Genomic DNA, 17,670 nt, shown 5'->3' with positions numbered 1-17,670 from the left:
CCGTATGAGCGTTGTCCGCATCGAACACGTTTGCAAGGATTATCTGCTCGGCGACCAGAAAGTCCAAGCCCTGAAGGACATTACGCTGGCGTTTGACCGGGGCGTCTTCCTGGCGATTGCCGGTCCTTCGGGCAGCGGCAAGACCACCCTGCTGAACTTGATCGGCTGCATCGACACGCCGACCAGTGGCAAGATCTACATCAACGATCGCGACGTCAGCGGTCGGACGCCGGACCAGCTTGCTGACCTGCGTGCCAGAACGATCGGCTTCATTTTTCAGACCTTCAATCTATTGCCCGTGTTGTCCGCGGCCGAAAATGTCGAATATCCTCTGCTGCACCGCAAGGACATGTCAAGCGCCGAGCGTCAGAAGCGCGTGGCCTATTTCCTGGATATCGTCGGCTTGTCGAAATTCGCCACGCACCGCCCGAATCAGTTGAGTGGTGGCCAGCGGCAGCGGGTGGCGATCGCCAGGGCGCTGGTGATCCGGCCGGCGATCGTCCTGGCCGACGAACCGACGGCCAACCTGGATCACAAGACCGGCGAGGAAATCCTTCTCCTGATGAAGAAGATCAACCGCGCCCTGAAAACGACCTTCATCTTCTCTACCCACGACAAGCGGGTGATTGCCAAGGCCGACCGTCTGGTGCGTGTCGAGGATGGCGAGATCTCCTTGCTCGGTGTCCGTGCGCAATCGAGATGGTCTTTCGCTCGCCATCGCCCGACGGAAGTCACCAGCAACGAGCCAACGACCACTGCGCCCGCCGGGGCGTCTGATCCAGCCGGGGAAAACAGCAATGCAGAACAAAGGTAAGCAGCCCTGCACGCGTCTCGCCACGTGTCTCGCATTCCTCTTGGCGGCCTTGCCGGCGTCGGCTCTGGCGGCCAAGGCCGACAGCGAACTGCCGCTGAGCAGGGACGCCCTGTTCGGCGACGACGAGCCAGCCGCCGCGCCGACCAGCGCACCGGCCCCGCCGACGACCCGGGAATCACTGTTCGGCGATGACCAGCCGCTGCCGCCGCCGTCGGCGCCGCTGGCGATCCCACAGGCGGCACCAGCGGCGATACCACTGATCGCATCGTCGCCCGAGCGCCCGGCCCGGATCCGGGGTTTCGTCGAGAACGTGATGGCCTACACCACGCCGAATCCCTCGCACTGGTCGGAGGCGATGATGCGCGCCGACCTCGGCGCGCAGGGCGACCTCAGTGGCGGAATCAAATGGAAACTGGGCGCGCGGGTGGACTTTGACGCGGTCTATCCGCTGAGCGATTTCTACCCGCAGGCGGTGAACAACAACCAGACCCTGAACTTCATGTTGCGCGAGAACTATCTCGACATCGGCGCCGGTGACTGGGATTTCCGTCTCGGCCGGCAGCATATCATCTGGGGCGAAATGGTCGGCCTGCTGTTCGGCGACGTGGTTTCCGCCAAGGACATGCGGCATTTCGTCCTGCCGGAATTCGAGATCCTGCGGATCCCGCAGTGGGCCGCCAGGGCCGAGTACTTCAAGGACGACTTTCACGCCGAACTGGTCTGGATCCCGGTCGCCAGCTACGACAACATCGGCAAGCCGGGAGGGCAGTTCTACGCGTACACCTTGCCGCCACCGCCCGGTTTCGCGACCTCGTTCCGCAACGAGCAGATTCCGTCGAACAGCCTGGAGAACACCAATTACGGCCTGCGCTTGTCGGTCCTCAGCAACGGTTGGGACGTGGCGGCCTTTGCCTACAGCAGCATGAGCGTCGCGCCGACCTTCTACCGGCAGCTGGTCACCGGTGCGCAGCCGACGGCGGTGTATCAGGCACGACACGACCGGATCACCCAGTTCGGCAGCACCATGGCCAAGGACTTCGGGTCGGTGGTCCTCAAGGGCGAGGCGGTCTATACGCGCGGCCTGCAGTATCAGGTCACCAACCTGACCGACCCGAACGGGGTGGTGCCGCAGAACACCCTCACCTGGGTGCTCGGTCTGGACTTCACCCAGTTCGCCGATACGCGGATCAACACCCAGATCTTCCAGAGCCATTTCTTCGACCATGACCCGGATATCATTCCGGCGACCAACGAGACCGGCTACAGCCTGCTGGTGAACCACAAGCTGGGCGACAAGGTCGAGCTGCAGGCGCTGTGGATCGCCAGTTTCAACGACAGCAGCGACTGGATGCTGCGGCCGCGGGTCAACTGGAACTTCGAGAAAAACTGGGGTCTGGCGGTTGGAGTCGACATCTTCAACGGTCCGCCGCTGGGATTCTTCGGTCGCTACGATGCCAGCGACCGGGTCTATTCAGAACTGCGCTACAGTTTCTGACCAGCGGCGGCAGCGCCGCCGGGGATCAGCACCGCCGCACCGCGGACCTGCCCGATGCGCAGTTGCTGCAGTGCCTCGTTCGCCGATTCCAGAGGGAAGGTCTCGACCGTCGTCCTGACGCCGGCGCGGGCGGCGATGGTGAAGAACTCTTCGCCGTCGCGTCGGGTCAGGTTGGCGACCGACCGGACGCTGCGTTCTCCCCAGAGCAGCGCGTACGGGAACTCCGGAATGTTGCTCATGTGGATGCCGGCGCAGACCACCGTGCCGCCCTTGACCGTGTGCCGTAGCGCCTGCGGTACCAGTTCGCCGGCCGGCGCGAAGAGAATCGCGGCGTCCATCGGCTGCGGCGGCGCCTGGTCGGCACCGCCCGCCCAGGCTGCGCCGAGCTGCCGTGCAAAATCCTGCCCGTCGGTGTCGCCGGGCTTGGTGAAGGCGAATACCTCGCGTCCTTGCCAGCGGGCGACCTGCGCGATGATGTGCGCGGCAGCACCGAAACCGTAGATCCCCAGACGCCGGGCGCTGGCGGTGGCGACCAGCGAGCGGTAGCCGATCAAGCCGGCACAGAGCAGCGGCGCCGCTTCGGCGTCGGCGTATTCGTCCGGCAGCGAAAAGCAGTAGTGCTGATCGGCCAGCGCGAACTCGGCGTAACCGCCATCGAGGGTGTAGCCGGTAAACTCCGCGGTGTCGCACAGGTTCTCGGCGCCGCCCGCGCAGTAGCGGCAATGGCCGCAGGTGCGTCCCAGCCAGGGCACGCCGACGCGCTGGCCGAGAGCGAAGCCGCGCACCAGGGCGCCTTTTTCGACGACGACGCCGACGATCTCGTGGCCGAGGACCAGCGGCAGGCGGGGTCGCGGCAAGTCGCCGTCGAGTACGTGCAGATCGGTCCGGCAGACGCCGCAGGCTCGTACCTCGATCAGGATCTGTTCAGCGCCCGGCGTCGGTCGCGGCACCTCGACCAGCTGCAACCTTGTTCCCGGGGTGCTCAGAAGCATCGCTTTCATCAATCTCTCCACTGCTGACCCCTGCCCATCGCCGGTTTATCGGGCGACGACCACGACGCCGCCACGTCGGCGGTCGCCGGCGCCGTACAGGTTGTCATGGCCGCTGGCCACGCAGTTGACGCCACCGAAGAAGACACTGGCCTGGTCAAATCGAGTCGACGCCGGCCACGCGGCCTGCAGGGCGGCAATCGCGCTGGCCTCCAGACCACTGCTCTCGAACCACAGCTGGCCGCCTTCAACGTGCAGGCGGGCGGCGTTCACCGCCTCGTCCAGCGGGCGGCGATAGGCCAGCAGGTTGAGCAGCGCCTGCAGGATGACGCTGCGGATCCGGTTCGAACCGCCGCTGCCGAGCGCGAAGCAGGGGCGGTCGCCGGCGACGACGATGGTCGGAGACATCATGGTGCTCATCCGGGTTCCGGGCGGCAGTTGATGAAAGCCGTTCGGGTTGATGTCGTCCTCGCCGAGGAAGTTGTTGACGTGTATTCCCAGCCCGGGCAGCGCCTGCCCGCAGCCCTCGCCATTGCTGGTGGTCATCGCCACCGCCATGCGCTCGGCATCGATTACCGAGATGTGGGTGGTGGCGCCGAGCTGGTTCTCGGTGAGCAGCGCTCGCGCTCGTTCGACCCAGGCCGGGATGCCGTCACCGGCCACCAGCGCGCGAATCGAATCGGGGTCAGCGTGCAGCCGCTGGTCGTAGCCCGACTGGCGGATCGCCGATACCGTTGCCAGCAGCGCCGCCATCGCCAGCTGGTGCTCGGACGACAGGAACTCCTCGTCGCCAATACCCAGCCGCTCGGCGATCCGCAGACCGGCGCCGATCAGGCCGCCGCCGGCCGACGGCGGCGGGTTGGTCAGCACGGTGTACGGGCCGATGCCGACGCGCAGCGGCTCACGGACCACCGGCGCGTAAGCGGCGACGTCGCGCGCGGTGATCAGCCCGTCTTGCGCAGGCCCGAAGTTGTCGACCAGAGACGCCCAATAGCGGGCGACCTGGGTCGCTGGATCTCCTTCGCCGAGCGCGTGCAGGAAGTCGCCAAGATCGGGGTTGGCCAGGCGATCGCCTGCGTGCGGCAGACCGCCAGCAGGGAAGAACAGCCGCGCGACGGCCGGCGAGCGGCGGGCGATCGGTGCGACCAGGCCGATGATCGCGGCGATCTGAGGACTGACGGCGAAGCCGTCGCGCGCCCAGCCAACCGCCGGGGCGACGACTTCACGCAGCGGGACCCGGCCGGCCCGTCGGTGCAGTTCGAGCAGACCGACCAGTTCGCCCGGAACGGCGGCGGCGGCTTTGCCGACGTGGAAGGTCTGGGTGGTCTCTCCGAAATCGACGGTCACCGGTGCAAAGTCGAGCGGCGGCCGAGTAGCGAGGCCGAGCCCCGGGGTCGAGGCAAAGAAATCGAGGACTTCGTAGCCGTCGTCGGCGTTGCCCCAGACACAGGCGCCGCCGCCGCAAAGCGAGGTCAGCGGCAGTTCGGTAACGGTTGCGGCGAGCTTGGCGGCAACAACTGCATCGACCGCATTGCCGCCGCGGCGCAACAGGCGTGCTCCGGCTTCGGCAGTATGCGCGTCAGACGCCGCTATGACGCCACGAATGCTGGATTGAGACATATGGCAGAATCATCTTCCGGAGCGAGGACAGAGCGCTGGTGCACGGATGCACCAGCGCCAATCCGCGGAGAATACGCGATGCCACCGAACTCGGGAAGCCGGTTTGAGCGTGACCCGTGCGTTGAGGCGTCAGCCGCCGCCCGGGCTACGCCACGGAATGGCGGACTGGGCGCGGCTCATGCCAAAGGCGACGATCGCGCCGGGGATTTGTTGCAGGGCCATGATCTGCTCGGCGGCGCCGAGTCTGATCGCCTCCCTGGGCATGCCGAAGACCACGCAACTGGCTTCGTCCTGGGCGACTGTCATGGCTCCTGCGTCGCGCATTTCCCGGAGGCCGCGCGCGCCATCGTCGCCCATGCCGGTCAGGATGATGCCCAGCGCGTTGCCGCCGGCAAACCGGGCCACCGAGCGAAACAGCACATCCACCGACGGTTTGTGGCGGTTGACCAGCGGGCCATCGGCGACTTCCACCCGGTATTGGCTGCCGCTGCGCTGGAGCAGCAGGTGTTTCCCGCCGGGCGCGATCAGGGCCTGGCCCGGACGAACGCGATCGCCGTCGCTGGCCTCGCGGACGTCGATCCGGCAGAGCTCGTCGAGGCGCTGGGCGAGCATCGCGGTAAAGCGCTCCGGCATGTGCTGGACAATTACCAGGCCGTGGCAGGCAGCCGGCAGCCTGGTCAGAACGGTCTCCAGCGCCTGCGTGCCGCCGGCCGAGGCGCCGATGGCAACGATCTGCTCGCTGGTCCGCTCGACGCTCCGGGGCAAAGCGGCAGCGAGCATCACGTCGGCCGAATTCTTTGGGCGCAGCGCTGCGGGGGTCGGTATTGCGGGTGCTTGTGTTGCCGGCCGGGCGGATGCGGCGGCAGCGGCCCGAAGCGTGCGCACGATCTCTGTCGCGGACTGTTCGATGGCAGACTGCCGACCGCTGGCGGGTCTGGCGACGACGCTGACGGCGCCGGCGGCGATCGCCGCCAGGGTCGTTGGCGCTCGCAGGTTCGCCGCCGATGAACAGATCACGATTGGCGTTGGCCGCTCGGCGATCACCCGGCGCAGGAAGGCAATGGCGTCCATGCGCCGGGTCTCGATGTCGAGCAGCAGCACGTCCGGCCAGCGCTTCCTCATCTGGCCAAGGGCGAGCACGGCGTCACAGGTCTCGGTCATGACTTCGCTGGCCGGGTCGCCGGCCAGCGCCTGGGCAAGCAGGCGCCGCAGCGTTGCCGAGTCATCGACGACCAATACCTTGATGCCGCGTTCACTCATCGGGGTCTCGCGTGGCGACGGCGTCCGTGGCCGGGCGCCGCAAAGGCCGGAGTGTATCCTGCTGGCGTGCTCCTGCGGGCGAATCGCCGAGCGCTGCGCGGCTCCGGGCAGCCGGCGCTCGACTGCTCGGCGTCGTCTAGTCCTCGCGTTGCGCTGGCAGCACTTCTGGCAGTTGGGTGTGAGGTTGCCGGGCGATAGCCCTGCGGTGCGCCGCAAACGCTGCCACGCGCGCGATGGCGCGTCGCGCCGCGACGAAATCCGGGCGCGCCGACTGCGCCGCGTGCAGGGCCTTGAGCGCTTGCGGGTAACGCCCCAGGCGGAACAGCAGCAGCCCCAGGTCGTACCACGCGCCGGCCAGGGTCGATCCCCGGCCGCTCGCCGCACGCAGGCACTGCGCCGAAGCCAGCAGGTCGCCAGGCTCGGTGTCCGACCCTGCAACGGAGGCTGCTTCCCGGTCGGCCGCGCCGAAAGCCTGCAGCGCTTCGCTGCGGCGCGCGGTCCGGTAGTAGAGCAGACCGAGAAACTGCAGCGAGACGATGTCGTCGGGGATCGCCTGGAAGATGCTGCGGGCGATCCACTCGGCCTGCGTCAGGTCGCCGCTCTGGTAGAAGGTGCCGAGAAGGTCGAACAGCGCGTCAATCATTTGTCGGCCATTTTCGCGTCGTGGCGGGTGCCCAAGCTCTCCAGGCGCCGCCACCGGGGTCACCTGGAGCACGTGGCTGGGCGGTGATCAACCGAGATCAACCGAGATCAACCGGCACGAAGATCTTGGCGTCGTCGCGCTCGATCAGCAGCGCAATCGTTCGCCCCGACTTGTCGAGCAGCGCCCGCAGTTGCGCGACGTCCCCGACCGGCTGACCGTTGAGCGACAGGACCACGTCACCGGGCCGTATGCCCGCCTTGGCGGCAGGTCCGCTGACGCTCTCGACCAGCAGGCCAGCGCGCGAGTCGCTTTGCGCCAGCTCCTGCGGCGTCAAGGGACGCAAGGACAGACCGAGGCGCGGATTGGCGCCTTCACCGGACTTGTTGGCCGCCAGCGCGGGGCTCGGAATTTCACCGACCGCCAGCGCGATCTCGCGGCTGCCGCCTTTACGCCAGACCTGCAGCGTGATCCGGGTGCCGGGCTTGAGCGCCGCGATCAGTGGCGGCAGTTCGGACGAGCTGGCGATCGCGGTATCGTTCAGCTTCAGGATGACGTCGCCTGGCTCGAGGCCGGCGGCCGCCGCCGGGCTGCCTTTTTCGACCGAGCTGACCAGCGCGCCGGCCGAACCCTTCAGGCCGAACGATTCGGCCAGCGATTGCGACACTTCCTGAATGGTCACCCCCATCCGGCCGTGGCTGACCTTGCCGTGCTGCAGCAACTGCTCCTCGATGTTCATCGCGACGTCGATCGGGATCGCAAAGGAGACGCCCTGATAGCCGCCGTTGCGGCTGTAGATCTGCGAGTTGATGCCGATCACTTCGCCATCCAGATTGATCAGCGGTCCGCCCGAGTTGCCGGGGTTGACCGCGACGTCGGTCTGGATGAACGGCACGTAGCTGTCGCTGGCCAGCGAGCGCCCTTTCGCCGAGACGATGCCGGCGGTGACGCTGTTCTCGAAGCCGAACGGCGAGCCGATGGCAACCACCCATTCGCCGACCCGGGCGCTGCCCGGATTGCCCAGCCGCACGACGGGCAGATTGCTGGCGTCGATGCGCAGCACGGCGATGTCGGTCAGCTTGTCGATGCCGACCACCTTGGCCTTGAATTCGCGCTTGTCGGTCAGCTTGACGGTGACTTCGTCGGCGCCGCTGACGACGTGCGCGTTGGTCAGGATCACCCCGTCGGCGCGGACGATGAAGCCGGAACCCATGCCGCGCGCGGGCGCCCCGTCGTCGGGCAAGGGGATGCCGAAGTGGCGGAAGAGCTCGGGCATGCGATCGTTCCGGTCGCCACCGGAATAGGCCATTTTCGACGGCCCGCTGGCGCTGATGTTGACCACCGCCGGGCCGCTGTGTTCGACGATCGGGGTGAAATCGGGCAATCCGGTGCCGGTCCTGGCCAGCGGTGTGGTGACGGGCGCGCTGACCGCGTCGGCGGGATTGATCACCTGCCCGCCGAGTCTGGCGTAGCCGGCGCCGACCGCGGCGATCAGTGCCAGGGCCAGTAGACTGCGTTTGAAGGGTATTGCTTGCATGATCGTCTCCTGATTCGTTCCAGACTGGAAGCGCGTGGCTTCCCGTGCGGCGTACGATAGGGGAACGTCACTTAAAGCTGACTTAAGGCGGCGGCGAGCGCTTGAATTGGACGCGGGCGCGCAGACCACCGAGCGTGGCATCGTCGAGCAGCACCGCTGCCCGATGCCGTTCGGCGATGGTCTTGACGATCGCCAGTCCGAGGCCGCTGCCCGGCTGGTCGCTCTGTTCCCGGCGATAGAAGCGGTCGAAGACGCGCTCGCGGTCTTCGGCCGGGATACCCGGGCCGCTGTCGCAGACCTCGATGAAGGTGCCGTCGTCGTTCTCGCCGACCGCGACGTCGACCTTGCCGCCCGCCGGCGTGTAGCGCAGTGCGTTGCCGACCAGGTTGCTGAGCAGGATCTGCAGCGCATCGCGGTCGCCCATGACGACTTCGCCGCCGGCTGGCGTCGCGCCGAGATCGACCGACCGGGCTTCGGCCAGCGGCAGCTGCTCGGCGATCACCGTTGCCGCGAGGTCGGCAAGGTTTACCGGCTCGCTTCCCATCTCGCCGCCGCCCGGTTCCTGGCGGGCCAGGGTCAGCAGTTGCTGCACCGAATGCGTCGCGCGCCGCAGTCCGCCCTTCAATTCGGCAAAGGCGTCGGAGCGTGCCGCCGGGTCGGTGGCGCGCTCGGCCAGTTGTACCTGCAGGTGCAGCGCGGCCAGCGGCGTGCGCAGTTCGTGCGCGGCATCGGCAATGAACTCGCGCTGCGCCTGCAGCGCCCGCTGGAGGCGGTCGAGCAGATCGTTGAGCGCCAGCACCAGCGGCACCACTTCGGCCGGTACCCGATTTTCCGGCAAGGGGTCCAGCGCCACCGCGGTGCGCGTGGTCACCGCCCGGGCGACGGCGTCCAGCGGTCGCAGGCCGCGCCCGACGACCACCCAGATCAGTATCCCGAGCATCGGCAGCAGCAGCAGGAAGGGGGCGACGGTGCGCAAGGCGGCGGCCAGCGCCAACCGGTCGCGCGAGTGCATCGGCTGCGCCACCTGGATCGTCTGGCCGCCCTGCTGCAGGCCGAACACCCGCCACTTGCCGCGCGCCGTATCGACCGTTGCGAAACCGAGCGGCGTCTTCTCCGGGAGCCCCTTGCGCGGGTGCGAGAGGTAGAGCCGGGTGCCGTCCGGGCGCCAGACCTGGATCGAGAAATCCTGTGCTTCGTCGTCGAAGGCGAAGTCGTGCTGCCGACCACTCGGGAAGACCTGATCGCGAAACGACAAGGCCAACTGGCGTAGCTGGTAGTCGAACATCGCGTCGGCCTCGTCGCGTGCCGTCCGGTAGGTCGCCAGCGCGCCAAGCAGGGTAGTGAGGATGATCACTGACAGCAGGGTCAGCAATAACTGGCGGCGGATCGAGTTCATCGGGCCGGCGGTACCAGGTAACCGACGCCGCGGATGTTTCTGATCCGCTCCGCTCCCAGTTTTCGCCGCAAGGCGTGGATGTAGACCTCGACGGCGTTGCTTTCGATTTCCTCGCCCCAGCCGTACAGCCGTTCTTCGAGTTTGGCGCGCGACAGTGGCGCTCCGGCTTCTTCGAGCAGCGCCCGCAGCAGCGCGAACTCGCGTGCCGAGAGCGGTACCGGCTTGCCGTTCTGGGTCAGCTCATGGGTCGCCGGATTCATCCGCAAGTCGCCGTGCTCAATGATCGGGGTGGCGCGGCCGGCGTGCCGCCGCATCAGCGCGCGCATGCGAGCAGCAAGTTCGTCGAGGTCGAAGGGTTTCAGCAGGTAGTCGTCGGCGCCGGTGTCCAGGCCCTTGATCCGGTCGGCGATCGCATCGCGGGCGGTGATCACCAGCACCGGAATGCTGTTGGCGGAACTGCGCAGCCGGGCGAGGACCTCGAGACCGGACTTGCCGGGCAGGCCGAGGTCAAGCAGCAGCAGTTCGTAGGGTGCCGCCGCCAGGGCCAGTTCGGCTGCCCTTCCATCGCGCACCCAGTCGACCGTGTAGCCATCCTGCCGCAGGCCCTGTTGAACGCTCTTGCCGATCATCGGGTCGTCTTCGACCAGTAATACACGCATCGTCGTCTGCTGAAGGGAAAGGATCGCCACGCGGTCGGGAGCAACACGCCGCCCCTGCCGGCAGGGGAGTCGCGGTAGGTTAAGTGTGCGGACAAGCCGCTGTCAATCAGCCGTCGACCACTCCCAGCGAACGGCAATCAAACCGTGTCGTCGCGCTGCCAGGAGCGCGCTGCTGCGGACGCTCCGCCTGCCACCATGATCGCGGCACGCTGGGCAAGTACTCCCGCCTGGTGTAGGGTAGGCGTTCACTTCGAACGTTTCCTGCAAACTGGAGGAGAGAAGCGTATGGCCATGTTCGTCATCGAACGTAATTTCGCCGAGCGGATGCAACTCACCAGCGACGCCGCGCGTTTGATCTCCGAAGTGAACGACGCCAGCGGCGTGCATTGGTTGTTCTCATTCCTGTCGGCCGACCAGAAGAAGACCTATTGCCTTTACGAGGCGCCCAACGCCGACGCGATCCGTGCCGCCGCGCGGCTCGCCCAACTCCCGGCCGACGTGATCGTCGAGGTCACCGAACTGCGGCCGGAAGCGTTCACCTGAGCGCCGTGCACGTCGGGGACGCGAGTCGCCGCCGTCCAGGCGGGAAGCGATGGCGGGGAGCGAAGCGCTGCCCGCAGGGCTGACCGGCATGAAACCGGAACCCGAACGTATGTTCATCGGTCGGCAGCGGGAGATCGACGCGCTGTATTCGGCGCTGGAATCGGCGATTGCCGGGCAGCCGCGGGTGGTACTGCTCGCCGGCGAGCCAGGAATCGGCAAGACCCGCACCGCGCAGGAAATTGCCGCGCACGCTGGCCGTCGCGAGGTGCTGGCACTGTGGGGGCGCTGTCCGGAAGATTCGGGCGCGCCGCCCTACTGGCCGTGGCTGCAGCTGTTTCGGCGTTACGTCGCACTGCACGGTCGGCAAGTGTTGGCCGAGACCAGTGGTCCGGCAGCGGCGCATCTTGCAGCGCTGGATCCGGAACTGGCGGGTCGGCTGCCCGACTGCGCGCCACTTCCTGTCGAGAGCGACCCGGCCAGATCCCGCTTTCGCTTGTTCGATGCGGTCGCCGGTTTCTGGCGACGTGCCGCCGCGCGGCAGCCGCTGTTGCTGGTGACCGACGACCTGCATCGCGCCGACGTGCCGTCCTTGCGGCTGCTCGAGTTCGTGATGGCCAACGTTGACGGCAGTCGCCTGATGGTCCTAGGCACCTACCGCGACGCGGAAGTGAGTCGTCAGCACCCCCTGTCCGATACGCTTGCCGAACTGCACCGGAATGCCTCCGTGCAACGCTTTCTGCTGGGTGGCTTCAGCCTCGCCGAGACCACCTGCTTCGTCGCCTCGGTGGCCGGGGCCGCCTCGCCCGAACTGGCTGCGGCCTTGCACGACCAGACGGCGGGCCATCCGCTGTTCCTGGCGGAACTGGCGCGCGACCTTCGGCAGGCCAGCGGCAGCGGTGCGGCGAAGCCCGGGAGCGGTTGGAGTGTCGTACCGCGGGGGGTGCGCGAAGTCATCGGCGCGCGCGTGAACCGCCTGACGCCGCGCTGCGTCGAAGTTCTGCAGACTGCTGCGGTCTTCGGTCGCGAGTTCAGTTCCGAGCTGCTCTGCCGGGTGCTTGGTGCGGTCAGCGAGGACGCGGTCATGGCGACTATTGAAGAGGCTCGGACGGCCAGCCTGATCGACCAGTCGGCGGAATCTGGCAGCTACCAGTTTGCGCACGCGCTGGTGCGCGACGCCTTGTACGACGAACTGCCCGCCAGGCGGCGAGCGGCGCTGCACCAGCAGGTCGGCGCGGCGTTCGAGGCGCACTATCAGGGCGACCTGAGTGCTTGCTGGTCCGCCCTGGCGCATCACTATCACGCCGCCGGACCGGCCGGCGATGCAGCCAAGGCCATCGAATACGCCAGCCGCGCTGCCGAGCGGGCGCAAGCGATGCACGCGCACGAGGAGGCCGCGCGCCACTACCTGCGCGCCTGCAGCGCGCTGCCGGCGGGTCCCGGTACGGATGCACAACGATGCCGGCTGCTGCTCGGACTGGGTTACGCGCAGAACAGCGCCGGGGCGAGCGCGCTGGCAATGGCCACCTTCGGCGACGCTGCTGCCTGCGCCCGGCGTCTGGGCGATTCTTCCTTGCTGACGCACGCGGCGATTGGCGTTGCCGACGCGCAGTGGCGCCTCGGCGTCGACGGCTCGCAGGCGGTGCTGCTGATCCGCGAGGCGCTGGCGCAGCTGGCGCCAGCGGAGAGCCTGGCACGAAGCTCCCTGCTGAGCGCCTTGTGCCAGGCCTTGCTGTTCGCCAATCAGCCGGCTGAAGCCGAGACGACATTCCGTGAGGCGGTCGCCATCGCCCGCCAGCTTGGCGATTCACTGGTGCTGTTCAGGGCGTTGTGCGCCATCCTGCCCGGGCGCTGGTACCCCGAACAGTTGGCGCTGCGCATCGACGCTGCACGCGAGGCGGTCGAACTCGCTGGCCATGCCGGTCACCCGAGTCACCAGTCTGCCTACCTCTCCGGCTGGCACGTCGGGGACCTGATGGAGATCGGCGACACGGTTGCGGCGACGACCACCGCGCGCTTTCATCTGAGTACCGCGGAGCGCCAGCGTGAGCCTTTCAACGAGGCTGCGGCGCTGGCCGCGCTGTCGATGATCGCCACCCACGAAGGCCGTTTTGCCGATGCCGAGCCGCTGGCGGTGCAGGCGCTGCGTTGTGGCACGCGTTTCGATCGTGCCAACGCGGCTGGCATTTTTGGCGTTCAGATGTTCACCTTGCGGCGCCATCAGGGCCGCTTGCGCGAACTGGCACCGGTGCTCAAGCAGTTTCGCGACCAGGACTCGCGCGGCGCGACCTGGCGCCCGGGCCTGGCGATTCTGCACTGCGAACTCGGTTCGCACGACGAAGCGCAAGAAATCTTCGAGACCCTCGCGGTCAGCCGCTTTGCCGGCCTGGCGCACGATGCGATCCGTATCGCGAGCATCGCCTATCTCGCCGAGGTGTGCGTCTGGCTGGACGACAGCGAGCGCGCACCCACCCTTTACGAACTGCTCGCGCCCCATGCCGGGCGCAATATCGTATTCGGCGCGCACACGGCATCCTTCGGCGCCGCCGACCGCCTGCTCGGGATGCTGGCGACGACGCTTGAGCGCTGGGACGTGGCGCGCGCCCATTTCGAGCAGGCAGTTGTTTTCGACCAGCAGACCGGCGGTCGGCCCTGGCTGGTGCATTCGCGCTGCGCGTTCGCCACGATGCTGATCCGCAGGGCGCTTGGCGACGACCTTGAGCGCGCGCAGCCGCTGCTCGATGCGGCCCTCGACGAGGCTCGAAAACTGGGCATGCGGGGCCTCGAGGAAACGCTCGTCGCTTTGCAACGGCAAGCGGCAGCGGGCGACGCGCGGGCGGCGCCGGTGGCCGGCTTGTCCAGCCGCGAGGTGCAGGTACTGAGGCTGGTGGCGGCCGGCAAGACCAATCAGGAAATAGCCACGGCGTTGTTTCGCAGTCCGAACACGGTCGCCAGCCATGTGCGCAACATCCTCGGCAAGACGCAGGCGGCAAATCGGGCCGAAGCGTCGGCTTTCGCCGTTCGGCACGGGCTGATGGCGCCGAAATAGTCAGTTCTGACGATTGCCGGGAGTGCCGTCGACGCCGCAGACTGCCCTGAGGCAAGTGCGGCTCTCCGGCCGCCGCGCGACGCCTTTTGACTCCACGCCGGGCAGCGTGGGCGGTGAGCCGCCCTTGCTGCTGCCCGTGCGACGCCGTCCAGACCTTTCGAGGAGTAGCGACCATGACCATCGAACTGAAAGCCGCCGACGGCGGCACGGTGCAGGTCTCACCCGAGATCCTGCAGGCATTCAAGGCTGGCTTCGCAGGGTCGGTCATCGGCCCCGACGACGATGGGTACGAGCCGGCACGCACAGTCTGGAACGCCATGATCGATCGTCGTCCCGGCCTGATCGTCCGTTGCTCGGGCACCGCCGACGTCGTGCGGGCGGTACGTTTCGCCAGCCAGCACCACTTCCTGCTCTCGGTCCGCGGCGGTGGCCACAACATCGCCGGGCTGGCGGTGTGTGAAGGCGGTCTGATGATCGACCTGTCGCCGATGACCGGCGTCTGGGTGGATCCGGCGGCGCGTACGGCACGGGCGCAGGCCGGATGTACGCTTGGCGACGTCGACCGCGAGACGCAACTGCATGGCCTCGCGGCGGTGCTCGGCTTCGTCTCGGCCACCGGCATCGCTGGCCTGACCGTCGGCGGCGGCTTTGGCTACCTGACGCGTCGGCACGGCTGGACTTGCGACACCGTGCTATCGATGGAGGTGGTGACCGCCGCCGGCGAGCCGGTGCGCGCCGCGGCCGACGAGAACGCCGATCTGTTCTGGGCGCTGCGCGGCGGCGGCGGCAACTTCGGCATCGTCACCTCCTTCGAGTACCGTCTCTTCCCGGTCGGTCCGGAGATCCTCGGCGGCGCCATTGCCTGGCGCGCCGAGGATGCCAGCGAGGTCCTCGACTTCTATCGCCAATTCACCGCCGCGACGCCGCGCGAGACCACCTGCGTCGCGGTGCTGCGCGTCGCCCCGCCGGCACCGTGGTTGCCCAGGGAGATCCATGGCCAGCCGATCGTCGCCATCTTCGTCTGCCACAGCGGCGGCATCGAGGAGGGCGAGGAGATCGTCGCGCCCTTGCGTGCCTTCGGTAAGCCGGTGGCCGACATCGTCACCCGCCGTCCGTACACCCAGATGCAGAGCCTGCTCGACGCGACGCAGCCGAAGGGCAGGCGCTACTACTGGAAGTCGCACTACCTGCCGGGGGTCGATGCCAAGGCCATCGAGGTGCTGATCGAGCACGCGGCACGGATAGTTTCGCCGCACTCGGCCATCCTGCTGTTCCAGCTGGATGGCGCGCTTGGCGAACTGCCCGCCGAGCACTCGCCGGCCGGCAACCGCGACGCCGCCCTGGTGCTCAACGTCGCCGGGTCGTGGGAGAACGCCGCCGACGACGCCGCCAACATGCGCTGGGCGCGTGCTTGCTTCGAGGCCATGCAGGCGTTCTCGACCGGGGGCGCGTACATCAACTTCCTCACCGAAGAAGAGGGCGCCGAGCGCATCGCGGCGGCCTACGGCAAGACCAACCTCAAGCGGCTGGCCGAGCTGAAGAAGCGCTTCGACCCTGACAGGCTCTTCCATCACACCAAGAACATCGACGGCTGACGGTCCTCGGGGGTGTCGACCATCGCCTTCGCTGGTCTGGAAACAGGCGAGTCTGTCGTCAGGCTGTTTCGGCATGGCGAACCAGGGCAGGCGCTGATCGTGAGGGAAAAATAGTCGGTTCCGGTGATGTGCAGCGGCTCGGGGACGCGTACGGTGGAGTTGTCGGCATGACGCAATCCCGCGCTGCCACGCACCGAAGCTCAAGGAGCAATCATGGAAAACGCATTGAACGTCTCAGGCACGTACTTCGAGAGTTGCAACTGTTTCGCACCGTGCAGTTGCGTCTGCCTCAGCGCACCAACGGAGGGAGATTGCGCCGCGCTCATTGCCTGGCATATCGACCAGGGCGCGCTCGGCGCGGTCAAGCTGGACGGGCTGAATGTCGTTCTCTTCGCACACGCGCCTGGCCACATGATGGAGACCAAATGGCGGGTGGCGCTGTATCTGGATCAGCGCGCGACGTCGGTGCAGCAGGAGGCCCTTGGGCAGGTCTTCTCGGGTCAGGCCGGTGGGCCGTTGGCGGCCCTGGCGCCGCTGATCGGTGAAGTCATGGGGGTGAGCACCGCGGCTATCGAATACGTCGCCGACGGCAAGCGTCGCAGTCTGAGCATCGCCGGCATCGCGGAAGCCGAGATCGAAGCCATTCCCGGCCAGGGCGGCGGCGACGTAACGATCGAGCGGCACCCGTTCACGCCAGTGCCCGGATTTCCTGCGGTGGTGGCCAAGTCCAGCCGCTTTCGTTACGCCGATCACGGCTATCAGCGCGAGGTCTCTGATCGCAACGGCTTCTACTCACCGTTCCGGTACACCAGCTGATGCCTGCCTTGATCGACGTCACGGGCCGTCCAGGCGGCCGCTCCGGGCAGCGTCGGCACGGTGGGCAGCGTTTGCCCGTCCTGCTCGGGCTGGCCGGGGTGATCGCCCTGGCCTGGACATACCTGCTGTACATGGCTTGGGGCATGGCGCATATGGACGTCGGCATCGAGATGTTGTTGATGCCGCGGATGACCGATTGGGGCGCCGTGGACCTGGCGCTGGTCTTCCTGATGTGGGTGGTGATGATGGTCGCCATGATGCTGCCGACGGCGCTGCCGATGGTGTCCGCCTTCGCGTCGTGCTCGCGACCGTCTGCGGAGCAGCCCCGCGCCTGGTCCGTGGTGGCCTTCGTTATCGGCTATGTGCTGGTGTGGGCCGGCTTCAGTCTGCTCGCCACGCTGCTTCAATGGGGACTGCTCGAGGCCCGCTGGATCTCGCCGATGATGGAGGTGCGCGGTCCCGGATTCGGCGGCACCTTGCTGCTTGCCGCCGGAATTTTTCAGTTTACGCCGCTCAAGCACGCCTGCCTGTCGGCCTGCCGCTCGCCACTCTCGTTCCTGATGACCGAGTGGCGCCCGGGTAACGCTGGCGCGCTGATCATTGGCCTGCGGCACGGCGTGTTGTGCACCGCGTGCTGCTGGCTGCTGATGGCGTTGCTGTTCGTTCTCGGCGTGATGAACGTGGTCTGGATTGCCGCGCTGACCGTTTTCGTCCTGATCGAAAAGACCTGGTCCGGCGCGCGCTGGCTGACTCCCGCTGGTGGTGCGCTGCTGATCGCCTGGGGCGCGATACTCATTGGCGGTGCGCTTTCAGCGGGGTGAGAGCTTGGCGGGGCGTAGTGCTCGCATTGAGCCTTGAAAGCTGGAGCTCTGCTGCGAGAGCGTGGTCGTGCTAGAGCGCGTTGACGTTCCGCCTGTCCCTGGAATGCCATTGTCAACAAATGGACTCAAAAATCGTTCACCATCAATCACTTACAAAGGGGCTGTTCACAGAGGTTGATTTATGGTCATATCCTGGCTTTTGGGCAGAGTCAGGATGGCACGAATGTGGTTGAGGGACGATCAGTTTTCGCGGATCGAAGCGCTGTTGCCTGGTAAGAAGGAGTATTTTCCATTTCAGGTATGAGCCTGAAGGAGGGAAGATCTCGGGGAGGTAGCGAGGCGGGCTGATGGTTTAGAGGGGTAGTGTAACGGGATTGGATTTCCGGTGGCGGATGAGGTTGGCGGGTTGGCTTTGTGGTGTTCTGGAAAGCTTTTATCG

At 67.1% G+C, this 17,670-nt stretch carries 14 protein-coding genes; 7 read left to right on the top strand and 7 right to left on the bottom strand.

Annotation, left to right across the window (positions count from 1 at the left end):
* Positions 1-4: 4 nt before the first annotated feature.
* Complete coding sequence (locus Q1L50_RS04820) at positions 5-814, top strand: ABC transporter ATP-binding protein (protein WP_300336308.1); 810 nt, start codon at positions 5-7, stop codon at positions 812-814.
* Positions 798-2,309 (top strand): DUF1302 family protein, encoded by a 1,512-nt coding sequence (locus Q1L50_RS04815; RefSeq protein WP_300336307.1) that lies wholly within the window; start codon positions 798-800, stop codon positions 2,307-2,309. The genes Q1L50_RS04820 and Q1L50_RS04815 overlap by 17 nt, the downstream gene beginning before the upstream one ends.
* Here the strand turns inward: Q1L50_RS04815 and Q1L50_RS04810 are convergent.
* The 7 genes from Q1L50_RS04810 to Q1L50_RS04780 all read right to left on the bottom strand — a co-directional run bounded on the left by Q1L50_RS04810 (position 2,297) and on the right by Q1L50_RS04780 (position 10,410).
* On the bottom strand, positions 2,297-3,310 hold the full coding sequence (locus Q1L50_RS04810) for a zinc-dependent alcohol dehydrogenase family protein (protein WP_300336306.1): 1,014 nt from the start codon (positions 3,308-3,310) through the stop codon (positions 2,297-2,299). The two genes, Q1L50_RS04815 and Q1L50_RS04810, sit on opposite strands and share 13 nt — an antisense overlap.
* A gap of 36 nt (positions 3,311-3,346) precedes the next feature.
* Positions 3,347-4,918: a gamma-glutamyltransferase gene (locus tag Q1L50_RS04805; protein WP_300336305.1), complete on the bottom strand. Its 1,572-nt coding sequence runs from the start codon at positions 4,916-4,918 to the stop codon at positions 3,347-3,349.
* A gap of 129 nt (positions 4,919-5,047) precedes the next feature.
* Positions 5,048-6,178: a chemotaxis response regulator protein-glutamate methylesterase gene (locus Q1L50_RS04800; protein ID WP_300336304.1), complete on the bottom strand. Its 1,131-nt coding sequence runs from the start codon at positions 6,176-6,178 to the stop codon at positions 5,048-5,050.
* A gap of 136 nt (positions 6,179-6,314) precedes the next feature.
* The gene (locus Q1L50_RS04795) at positions 6,315-6,821 is read right to left on the bottom strand and encodes a tetratricopeptide repeat protein (protein WP_300336303.1); all 507 of its coding nucleotides are present in this window, start codon (positions 6,819-6,821) and stop codon (positions 6,315-6,317) included.
* Positions 6,822-6,918: 97 nt separating this feature from the next.
* Positions 6,919-8,355: a DegQ family serine endoprotease gene (locus Q1L50_RS04790; RefSeq protein ID WP_300336302.1), complete on the bottom strand. Its 1,437-nt coding sequence runs from the start codon at positions 8,353-8,355 to the stop codon at positions 6,919-6,921.
* Between the two features lie 82 nt (positions 8,356-8,437).
* Positions 8,438-9,751 carry an ATP-binding protein gene (locus Q1L50_RS04785; RefSeq protein ID WP_300336301.1) on the bottom strand — a complete coding sequence of 438 codons (1,314 nt, stop codon included), beginning with the start codon at positions 9,749-9,751 and terminating at the stop codon, positions 8,438-8,440.
* The gene (locus Q1L50_RS04780) at positions 9,748-10,410 is read right to left on the bottom strand and encodes a response regulator (RefSeq protein ID WP_300336300.1); all 663 of its coding nucleotides are present in this window, start codon (positions 10,408-10,410) and stop codon (positions 9,748-9,750) included. The genes Q1L50_RS04785 and Q1L50_RS04780 overlap by 4 nt, the downstream gene beginning before the upstream one ends.
* A 285-nt stretch (positions 10,411-10,695) precedes the next feature.
* On the opposite strand from Q1L50_RS04780, the gene Q1L50_RS04775 reads away from it, so the two are divergent.
* From Q1L50_RS04775 to Q1L50_RS04755, 5 genes are all read left to right on the top strand, one after another.
* Positions 10,696-10,953 carry a DUF4242 domain-containing protein gene (locus Q1L50_RS04775; protein WP_300336299.1) on the top strand — a complete coding sequence of 86 codons (258 nt, stop codon included), beginning with the start codon at positions 10,696-10,698 and terminating at the stop codon, positions 10,951-10,953.
* Between the two features lie 49 nt (positions 10,954-11,002).
* Positions 11,003-13,999: a helix-turn-helix transcriptional regulator gene (locus tag Q1L50_RS04770; protein WP_300336298.1), complete on the top strand. Its 2,997-nt coding sequence runs from the start codon at positions 11,003-11,005 to the stop codon at positions 13,997-13,999.
* A 173-nt stretch (positions 14,000-14,172) separates the two neighbouring features.
* Positions 14,173-15,594: an FAD-binding oxidoreductase gene (locus Q1L50_RS04765; protein ID WP_300336297.1), complete on the top strand. Its 1,422-nt coding sequence runs from the start codon at positions 14,173-14,175 to the stop codon at positions 15,592-15,594.
* Between the two features lie 213 nt (positions 15,595-15,807).
* Positions 15,808-16,410, top strand: a complete 603-nt coding sequence (locus tag Q1L50_RS04760; RefSeq protein ID WP_300336295.1) for a DUF1326 domain-containing protein — start codon at positions 15,808-15,810, stop codon at positions 16,408-16,410.
* Positions 16,410-17,231 carry a DUF2182 domain-containing protein gene (locus Q1L50_RS04755; protein ID WP_300336294.1) on the top strand — a complete coding sequence of 274 codons (822 nt, stop codon included), beginning with the start codon at positions 16,410-16,412 and terminating at the stop codon, positions 17,229-17,231. The genes Q1L50_RS04760 and Q1L50_RS04755 overlap by 1 nt, the downstream gene beginning before the upstream one ends.
* Positions 17,232-17,670 lie beyond the last annotated feature (439 nt).

Source organism: Accumulibacter sp., assembly GCF_029255145.1.
Classification (GTDB): Bacteria; Pseudomonadota; Gammaproteobacteria; order Burkholderiales; family Rhodocyclaceae; genus Accumulibacter.
The sequence above is the reverse complement of the archived record's forward strand: the minus strand, read 5'-3'. Positions and strand labels throughout refer to the sequence as shown.

Bases quoted from the DNA above. Each gene is read 5' to 3' on its own strand.
- Q1L50_RS04815 (WP_300336307.1), top strand. From the start codon at position 798: ATGCAGAACAAAGGTAAGCAGCCCTGCACGCGTCTCGCCACGTGTCTC.
- Q1L50_RS04780 (WP_300336300.1), bottom strand. From the start codon at position 10,410: ATGCGTGTATTACTGGTCGAAGACGACCCGATGATCGGCAAGAGCGTT.
- Q1L50_RS04805 (WP_300336305.1), bottom strand. From the start codon at position 4,918: ATGTCTCAATCCAGCATTCGTGGCGTCATAGCGGCGTCTGACGCGCAT.
- Q1L50_RS04790 (WP_300336302.1), bottom strand. From the start codon at position 8,355: ATGCAAGCAATACCCTTCAAACGCAGTCTACTGGCCCTGGCACTGATC.
- Q1L50_RS04795 (WP_300336303.1), bottom strand. From the start codon at position 6,821: ATGATTGACGCGCTGTTCGACCTTCTCGGCACCTTCTACCAGAGCGGC.
- Q1L50_RS04800 (WP_300336304.1), bottom strand. From the start codon at position 6,178: ATGAGTGAACGCGGCATCAAGGTATTGGTCGTCGATGACTCGGCAACG.
- Q1L50_RS04775 (WP_300336299.1), top strand. From the start codon at position 10,696: ATGGCCATGTTCGTCATCGAACGTAATTTCGCCGAGCGGATGCAACTC.
- Q1L50_RS04810 (WP_300336306.1), bottom strand. From the start codon at position 3,310: ATGAAAGCGATGCTTCTGAGCACCCCGGGAACAAGGTTGCAGCTGGTC.
- Q1L50_RS04770 (WP_300336298.1), top strand. From the start codon at position 11,003: ATGGCGGGGAGCGAAGCGCTGCCCGCAGGGCTGACCGGCATGAAACCG.
- Q1L50_RS04820 (WP_300336308.1), top strand. From the start codon at position 5: ATGAGCGTTGTCCGCATCGAACACGTTTGCAAGGATTATCTGCTCGGC.
- Q1L50_RS04760 (WP_300336295.1), top strand. From the start codon at position 15,808: ATGGAAAACGCATTGAACGTCTCAGGCACGTACTTCGAGAGTTGCAAC.
- Q1L50_RS04785 (WP_300336301.1), bottom strand. From the start codon at position 9,751: ATGAACTCGATCCGCCGCCAGTTATTGCTGACCCTGCTGTCAGTGATC.
- Q1L50_RS04755 (WP_300336294.1), top strand. From the start codon at position 16,410: ATGCCTGCCTTGATCGACGTCACGGGCCGTCCAGGCGGCCGCTCCGGG.
- Q1L50_RS04765 (WP_300336297.1), top strand. From the start codon at position 14,173: ATGACCATCGAACTGAAAGCCGCCGACGGCGGCACGGTGCAGGTCTCA.